Annotated in this window: 10 protein-coding genes and 1 tRNA gene; 8 read left to right on the forward strand and 3 right to left on the reverse strand. The window is 49.4% G+C overall.

Features of this window, described 5'->3' with window-relative positions:
* Positions 1 to 63 precede the first annotated feature (63 nt).
* The 6 genes from infA (at position 64) to Q397_RS0110740 (ending at position 4,381) form a co-directional block, all read left to right on the forward strand.
* Entirely contained in the window at positions 64 to 282 is a 219-nt protein-coding gene (gene infA / locus Q397_RS0110715; RefSeq protein WP_028879425.1) for a translation initiation factor IF-1, read from the forward strand.
* A gap of 6 nt (positions 283 to 288) precedes the next feature.
* On the forward strand, positions 289 to 873 hold the full coding sequence (locus Q397_RS0110720) for a Maf family protein (RefSeq protein ID WP_028879426.1): 585 nt from the start codon (positions 289 to 291) through the stop codon (positions 871 to 873).
* A gap of 16 nt (positions 874 to 889) precedes the next feature.
* Positions 890 to 2,254 (forward strand): ribonuclease E/G, encoded by a 1,365-nt coding sequence (locus Q397_RS0110725; RefSeq protein WP_028879427.1) that lies wholly within the window; start codon positions 890 to 892, stop codon positions 2,252 to 2,254.
* Positions 2,238 to 2,438 carry a DNA gyrase inhibitor YacG gene (locus tag Q397_RS22050; RefSeq protein ID WP_038013495.1) on the forward strand — a complete coding sequence of 67 codons (201 nt, stop codon included), beginning with the start codon at positions 2,238 to 2,240 and terminating at the stop codon, positions 2,436 to 2,438. The genes Q397_RS0110725 and Q397_RS22050 overlap by 17 nt, the downstream gene beginning before the upstream one ends.
* A gap of 130 nt (positions 2,439 to 2,568) precedes the next feature.
* Positions 2,569 to 2,644: transfer RNA gene (locus tag Q397_RS0110735), tRNA-Phe, on the forward strand.
* 114 nt (positions 2,645 to 2,758) lie between these two features.
* The gene (locus Q397_RS0110740; protein WP_028879428.1) at positions 2,759 to 4,381 is read left to right on the forward strand and encodes a DUF6538 domain-containing protein; all 1,623 of its coding nucleotides are present in this window, start codon (positions 2,759 to 2,761) and stop codon (positions 4,379 to 4,381) included.
* Between the two features lie 32 nt (positions 4,382 to 4,413).
* Here Q397_RS0110740 and Q397_RS0110745 read toward each other — a convergent pair whose 3' ends face one another.
* Both Q397_RS0110745 and Q397_RS0110750 read right to left on the reverse strand, forming a co-directional pair.
* Positions 4,414 to 4,806, reverse strand: coding sequence for a hypothetical protein (locus Q397_RS0110745; RefSeq protein WP_156950692.1), 393 nt, complete (start codon positions 4,804 to 4,806; stop codon positions 4,414 to 4,416).
* A 57-nt stretch (positions 4,807 to 4,863) separates the two neighbouring features.
* On the reverse strand, positions 4,864 to 5,502 hold the full coding sequence (locus tag Q397_RS0110750) for a hypothetical protein (RefSeq protein ID WP_028879430.1): 639 nt from the start codon (positions 5,500 to 5,502) through the stop codon (positions 4,864 to 4,866).
* A 98-nt stretch (positions 5,503 to 5,600) separates the two neighbouring features.
* On the opposite strand from Q397_RS0110750, the gene Q397_RS0110755 reads away from it, so the two are divergent.
* Complete coding sequence (locus tag Q397_RS0110755) at positions 5,601 to 5,846, forward strand: helix-turn-helix domain-containing protein (RefSeq protein ID WP_051609923.1); 246 nt, start codon at positions 5,601 to 5,603, stop codon at positions 5,844 to 5,846.
* 876 nt (positions 5,847 to 6,722) lie between these two features.
* Positions 6,723 to 7,067, forward strand: coding sequence for an AAA family ATPase (locus Q397_RS25575; protein WP_028879432.1), 345 nt, complete (start codon positions 6,723 to 6,725; stop codon positions 7,065 to 7,067).
* 26 nt (positions 7,068 to 7,093) lie between these two features.
* Here the strand turns inward: Q397_RS25575 and Q397_RS24685 are convergent.
* A partial coding sequence (locus tag Q397_RS24685; protein ID WP_240475057.1) for an integrase core domain-containing protein occupies positions 7,094 to 7,377 on the reverse strand: 284 nt, incomplete at its 5' end.

The raw sequence follows: 7,377 nt of genomic DNA on the forward strand, positions 1-7,377 counted from the left end.
CATGATTTCACGACCATTTTGCCAACCAAAATCAAGCTTATTATATTTTTAAAGGATACATCCGTGGCCAAAGAGGACATGATTGAATTTTCGGGCGTTGTTACAGAACTTCTCCCTAACGCTATGTTTCGTGTAAAACTAGAAAATGATCACGAAATTCTGGCACATACTTCCGGTAAAATGCGCAAGAACCGCATCCGCGTTCTCGCAGGTGATAAAGTTACCGTTGAGATGACACCATATGACCTCACAAAAGGTCGTATCACTTTCCGTTTCAAATAAATATTTATGGGACTTGTTTCTTTGAGTCTCGTTCTTGCTTCAGCGTCCCCGAGACGGGTCGCCTTATTGGACCAGATCGGCATCAAACCCGATCTGATTGCCCCTGCACATATTGACGAAACGCCTTTGAAGGGTGAACTGCCACGGCAACTGGCTTTGCGCCTTGCCATCGGTAAAGCCCGTTGCGTTGCACCAGACCATGCAGGGTCCCTTATTATTGGAGCAGATACGGTTGTCGGACTGGGCCGACGTATCCTGCCTAAACCAGAAAGTGCTGACCAAGCCCGAACGTTCCTGACAAAATTATCGGGACGTCGTCACCATGTGTATGGCGGTATTTGCGTCATTGACCAAGATGGTCATGTGCACAGCCGGCTTGTCGATACGGCCGTCAAATTCAAACGCCTGTCAGAACCGGAAATCAACCAGTATATCGCGTCCCACGAATGGGACGGCAAAGCCGGTGGGTACGCTATTCAGGGTCATGCAGGTGTGTTTGTTGAAAAAATTATTGGCTCCTACACAAATGTTGTCGGCCTTTCCCTATTTGAAACGAATGCTCTGCTGAGCGGCCTCGGCTATCGCCCTTAACTGAAATCGTGACGATATGCCCTGCGCACCCGACACCCTGTTCATCGATCATATCCCGGGCGAAACCCGTATCGCTGCGTTAAAAGATGACCGTCTTATCAGATTGTTCATCGACCGCATCGATCGTCCCTTCGCCCCTCAGGGCCTGCGTGCAGGCGATATCGTCAAAGGCCGGGTCGTCAATGTGGTTCCCAGCCTGCAAGCCGCCTTTATTGATATAGGGGACAGCCAAAACGGCTTTCTCCCCGTCAACGCAACCTATCAGGACGATATCAGCCGCGCGGTACATGAGGGACAGGCCCTTCTCGTTCAGGTCAAGCAAACCGCCAGCGCTAAAAAGGGCGCGGTCCTCTCGTGCAAGATCGACCTCACCAGCAACGATTGCGTCCTGACGCCTCAACGCCCCGGCATTAACATCTCGCGCAAATTCAAAGATGCCGATAAGCGAGCCATCTTTAAACAGGCTCTCAACGGCCTGCTACCGGCTGACTGCGGCCTGATCGTAAGGACCAGTGCAGAAGCCCAAGAGCCCGGGCACATCGTCGCTCAGGCAACCGCCTTGAACGAACGCTGGCAGACCCTGACACAACAAGCAGCTCCCGCCCCTGTTCTCTTGGAACGTCAAAGCAGCTTTTGGGAAGAAGTTTGGGCCCAACTGGACACCTCAAACCTAACAGAGGTGGTGGTAGAAGGGCTCGCCGCCTATCAGGACGTCACACCTTTTTATCAAGACGCCCACCTCTATGATGGCAAGCTCCCCCTCTTTGATGCAGAAGGCATCACCGCCCAGATCGACGAGGCCCTGCACACCCATGTCCCCTTTGCCAGCGGTGCTCACTTGGTGATTGAAGAAACCGAGGCACTTGTCGCCGTGGATATCAACACCGCCCAGCATGCACACGGTCGCGACTTGGAAGCCACCCACCTCGCCCTCAACATCCAAGCACTCACGGCCCTGAACGAGCAAATCAACCTGCGTAATTTGAGTGGACAGATTCTCATAGACTTCATCGCCCTGAAAGACAAAGCCAACCGCAGCAAGCTGGAACAGAGCGCCAAAACGATTCTCAACGATCAACGCACCACCTTTCACGGCCTCACCCGACTGGGGTTGGGGGAGGTCAGCCGTACCCGGCAAGGCCAGCCCCTCTCCACCCTTTGCACAGACCTCAGCGCGCGCTACAACAACCTGCTACGCCAACTCTCCAAAGGCGGGCTAATCACGAAGGTACGAATGGGGAGCGAATTGATCCAGCGCTGGCAAAACGCCCCGCCCGTCTGGTTGGAAGACAGAATAGGCTATCTACCGCCCCTAAAAGAAGACCGAACCCTCCCCTCCCAAGGTTACAGTCTGGAGACGCACAATGACCGACAAGAATAATGTTGAAACACTGGCCCTCACCAAAGGTGGCAGCTGCCCCACCTGCCAAAACCCCAGCACCCCGCACTACCGTCCATTTTGTTCCAAACGCTGTGCAGACCTCGATTTAGGCACTTGGTTGAATGAAGGGTATCGCATTGAATCAGAAGAAGAAAGCGACCTAGATGAGTACGAGCCGGGCTAACAAAACCAAAGAAAATCAAGCCCCCAAAAAAAAGACGTATTTTTTTGAAAAAAGAGTCTAGACAGCGCCCCCCACCTGCTCTATAACCCCTCCCACACAGCGAGCACCGATGCTGTGTCACATACGGTAAGCCCGGGTAGCTCAGTCGGTAGAGCAGCGGATTGAAAATCCGCGTGTCGGTGGTTCAAGTCCGCCCCCGGGCACCATTCCTTTACTATCTCATTGAAATCGCTAAGAACCTTTGATATCAAGGGCATCTCTCCACCTTACTGGTACACAAAGGTGGTACACACGCGATGTTGTTACGGATAGTTCAGCCGATGAAAAGAGACGGCTCACAAAGCCATTATTTCCGTCAAAGGATACCCCTTGATGTTGTCGAAACAGCACGAGGACAAACCGTGTCTATCCCTCTAGGAGAGGGGCGGATCACCAAGACGATTTCCCCTAAAGCCAAAGAAATCAAAATCTCACTTCAGACGGCAGACCCAAGCAAAGCTAAGTCCCATCAGGGGATCATCGCGGCCCATCTAGAAGCCTTCTGGAATAGCCTTAGAGAAGGCCCCAATACCCTTTCCCACAAAGAAATCGTAGCCCTCTCAGGCGAGCTTTATCACGATTTTATCAACGCGCTGGAAGACGATCCCGGCACCCCTGAACTCTGGCAGCATGTTCTGGATGAAAATAACAGAGCCCTAAAAGTCGCCCCCAAAAAGCTGACGCAACCCAAGTTCGTGCAGCAAGAGCAACTGCTGCATCAAATGGAACAACGCTTTGGACCGTTCGCAGACACGTTGTTGGCTCGGCGTTCTCTTATCATCGACAGAAACAGCCGAATAAAGCTGCTGTTAGAGATTGCCAAAGCCGCCAATGAAAAGGCCGCCAAACTTAAAAAGCTTGCTGAAGGCGACTATCGCGACGATGGCTTTGGCAAACGCTTCCCTAAATGGGACGAGAAACAAAGTAAGAAAGCCAAAACTGCTAAACCTGATTTAAATATGATGGATTTGGTGGAGAAATGGTGGCTTGAGTCGGAACGAGCAGGCCTTAGCCACAGTACATATGACGGCTATAAGCGCACGTTTGAGAACTTTTGTGAGTTCCTAAGCCACAAAGATGCAAGCAAGGTCACACCTGAGGATGTGGTTGCGTTTAAAGATTTCCGATTACAACGGATCAATGAAAAGACAAACAAACAGATATCACCCAAGACCGTGCGTGACGGTGATCTGGCAGGGCTCAAATCCGTCTTTGGGTGGGCGCTAAACAACCGATTGCTGAAATCCAACCCAGCGCTGGGCGTCCAAGTAAAAGTCGGTAAAGCAAAGAAGGTACGCGCCAAATATTTCAGCGATGCCGAATGCACTGCCATCTTAACCCACGCACAAACATACCAACCAACGGGCTGGGAGAAAGAGCAATTCAGCAATGCAAAGCGCTGGGTTCCGTGGATTTGTGCGTATACCGGGGCAAGGGTTGGTGAAATCCTGCAACTCAGAAAACAAGATATTGCTCACGTAGAAGGCCACTGGACCTACAAGATCACCCCCGAAGCCGGACAGGTTAAAACAGGCGAATATCGGATCGTCCCCATTCATGACCATTTGATCGAAATGGGCTTCCTGACGTTTGTTGAGCAATGCCCGACAGATTACCTGTTTATCCTCGCTACCAATCAGGAAGAGGCCCAAAAGCAGGTTCGCACCAGACGGACCAAGATGTCAGAATTCATTCGGGAAGTCTTCACAGATCGCAACCTTCAGCCCAACCACGGTTGGCGACACACCTTTAAGACCAAGGCGCGCGAGATAGAAAACATTAAGGAGAAGGTGCTGGATGATATCACGGGCCATGCCTCGCGCACTGAGGGGGATCGGTACGGGGAAAGCACCATCAAGGCCAAAGCACAGGTGATAAAAAAATATCCAAGATACGAGTGCTAGAGAACAACATTTCATATCTTGGATAACGGAGATTATTTGCAGGTATATTCTGTGTGGGCTTCGGGGTCTTCATACCCTTCTTGGTAAAAGTTGATCGGATGATTAAGGGCGAGGTCCCCACACAAGAGCTTGGCGCAATCCTCATTCAACGTCAGGGCCATTTCAGCGGGGGTGTAGCCCTCATAAGCCGACCATTTGGCCCCAACCCTCACACCATAGCTAAACGCCGCCTGTGCCTCATTATGATACCCGTACAGAAGCTTGCTCAGCCTAATCCCCTCAGCAGTATGGGTTCGCCCTTTCTTCTTCTGATCTCGCTGCAAGCGGCTTGCCAACACCGTGCAGGTTGCATGCTTACTCACAAGAAAATCATATTCAGCAGGCTTGCGATAAAACAGCCCTTCCGCACCTACCCGGGCAGGCACACTGACGACACCTGACACCATGCAGGTCAATGCAAACAGCCTTATGCCTCGCCGCACTTAAACCACCCCAAATGTGTCGTAATATTTTTTGTGTGCCATCAGCGCGACCTCGTCATGATGGAACTCCGCCACAGACAACGTAAACACCACAGAGGCACGGCGGGAACGCCTGAGCAGTAAGTCATAACCTGAAAACCCCACCAAGGCCTCTGCGATGTCGCCTGCCGCCTTCCTATGCTGTCTTTCCCGCCCCTTTCTCATCAAGACCTGTGATAAGATCATCCCCATGCACTCCTTATTTAAGGCCTGCCACTTTGCCTCGTCGGTGATGTTATATTTCTCACGCTCCTTGCCATAGTCTGGCAGGTCGGCAACTTCTTTTTGATCCAATTGAAAACGGATGGAAGTGTTCACCAACTGACACAGCGCGTCATTCGTTGGATAGAGGTCAAAGAGGTTATTTTCACGCACAGCATCCTTCAGCGTATTCATTAGCCCGGGCATTGCTTTCTCATTCCCGTCAAGGCGAATACCCGCAATTAAGTCAGCGAACAACGCAATCTCATCTTCAATAGTTTGCGGTTCCAGCAGTACATTGAGCTGACGGGCTTGACGCATCAAATAGGCGCGCATCAGCTTTGTATGCTTCATTTTATCGAACGGATTAAAAAGATTAAGTGCAGTCAAAAAGGACATGAGTTCTCCCCCTTCATGGGCGATGTTGATTGAACATTGGTTTCGAAAGTTTTTTCACCATATAGTAACGATCGTACCTAGTCCAGTGTCTCAGAAAAATGTCCTTTAACTTCATGACAGTTGAAGAACAATTAGGGCTAAAGATTAAAGAAAAGCGGCTTGCCATTCGCATGTCGCAGTTTGCGCTTGCCGAAAAAATGGGAACGGAGCAAACCTATATCAGCAAGATTGAAGCCGGGAAGAAAAAGCTTCAAGTCGCCACAGTGGTTCGTATTGCCCTTGCCTTGGGGACAACAGCATCGACATTGCTAGACGGTGTCGCCCTGTCTGCTGACGACGAATAAGGGCAACCAGCCCACCCCCATGGGGGAAACCCCAAACGCGCCCCATCACCAAAGGGACCGTATAAATCCAAATTCGATTTTAAAGCTGCCGATGGTCGTGGCTTTACCTTGCCCCATATCCTGCGTTTAAAGACCCAGGAGAGTCGTTGATGGCTTCTGGCTACACTGACGCACCCAAATCCCCTTTACCTCTCCTGAGGACTCCTAGGGCTTATTCGGATATTGTTCTCCATGTTCCTCCTCCCTTTCCTGAAATAAAATAAATAAGATAAGCCAAGGAGGACAAGTCATGTCCTCCTAACTGTAAACTACTGGGGCATCCATACCCTCTCTCCCCTCTTATGCCTCTGGACGCTCTAGAGCGCTCTAGTAGCTGATATAGCTTTATATAAACTACTGAATATCCCTCCTCTCTAGTAGCTACTGTAACGCTCTTAGTATCTCTATAACTCTCTATAACTCTCCTGTTCTCTCTTGCTTCTCTCCTATAGGTGTACGTTTGCTCCTAGACTGTAAAATCGCCTCCCTCAAAAAGAGACGTGATGCCATCGAATTCTATACTCCTTTCCTTTTAAACAGCACCACACAGCGCCGCTTACACCGCCCCTCCTCTCAAGGGCGATGCCGTGGTTAAAACTCCCAACAAAAATTTAATTGAAATGCAAAGACCAAGGGGCCAAGTCATGGCCCCTCCCTAACCTTACTATTGTATCAAATAATTGATAGAAGCATTCTCAGAATAAATTTGCTTTAGATCCAGCACCTCATTCTATCAGCACATGCCACACCTAAGTCATATAATTTTTAGTTGTAGTTTAGTTCAAATTAAATATTGTGCTCATATGATATTTCGATTGTCTAAAGGGAAACTCGTAAATGAAATTATCTTATTCCGTAAAGAACTTGAGACGATTAGTTTCAACACCAGAAATCGAAATAAAACCAATAACCATCTTACTCGGTAGAAACAGTGTTGGTAAAAGTAGCTTTTTACGCTCGCTACCTCTAATACGACAAACATTAGAAACAAAGACCAGTGCGCCGATTTTATGGTACGGGGATTACGTAGACTTTGGAAATTACAAAAGTGCCGTTAATAACAATGACACCGACAAAGACATTGTATTTACATTCAAATTTAATGACTACAGCGCGGTTGTTTCCAGTAACATTTACCCTGCATTCTACCGTAGACAACGTAAGCTTGAGATAGATGAATGACGTGCCCCACTTTGGTGGTCCAACCGCTATGTTAGTTTCTGGCTATTATTGTCGTCCTGATGTGGCGACTGGAGCGTAGCGTAAGTCAGAACATCAGGACGAGGCAAGAGTGTTTTTGGTGCCGGAGGCTTGTAGCCCAGTGAACTGTGCGGACGAACTTCATTGTAAAACTGCCGCCAGCGTTCAATCAGAACCTTTGCCTCCTGCAAGGTATAGAATATTTCTCCGTTTAAAAGTTCATTGCGAAGCTTGCCGTTAAAGCTTTCGTTATAGCCATTTTCCCAAGGTGACCCCGGCTCAATATAAAGCG

The sequence above is a fragment of the Terasakiella pusilla DSM 6293 genome, assembly GCF_000688235.1.
Lineage (GTDB): Bacteria > Pseudomonadota > Alphaproteobacteria > Rhodospirillales > Terasakiellaceae > Terasakiella > Terasakiella pusilla.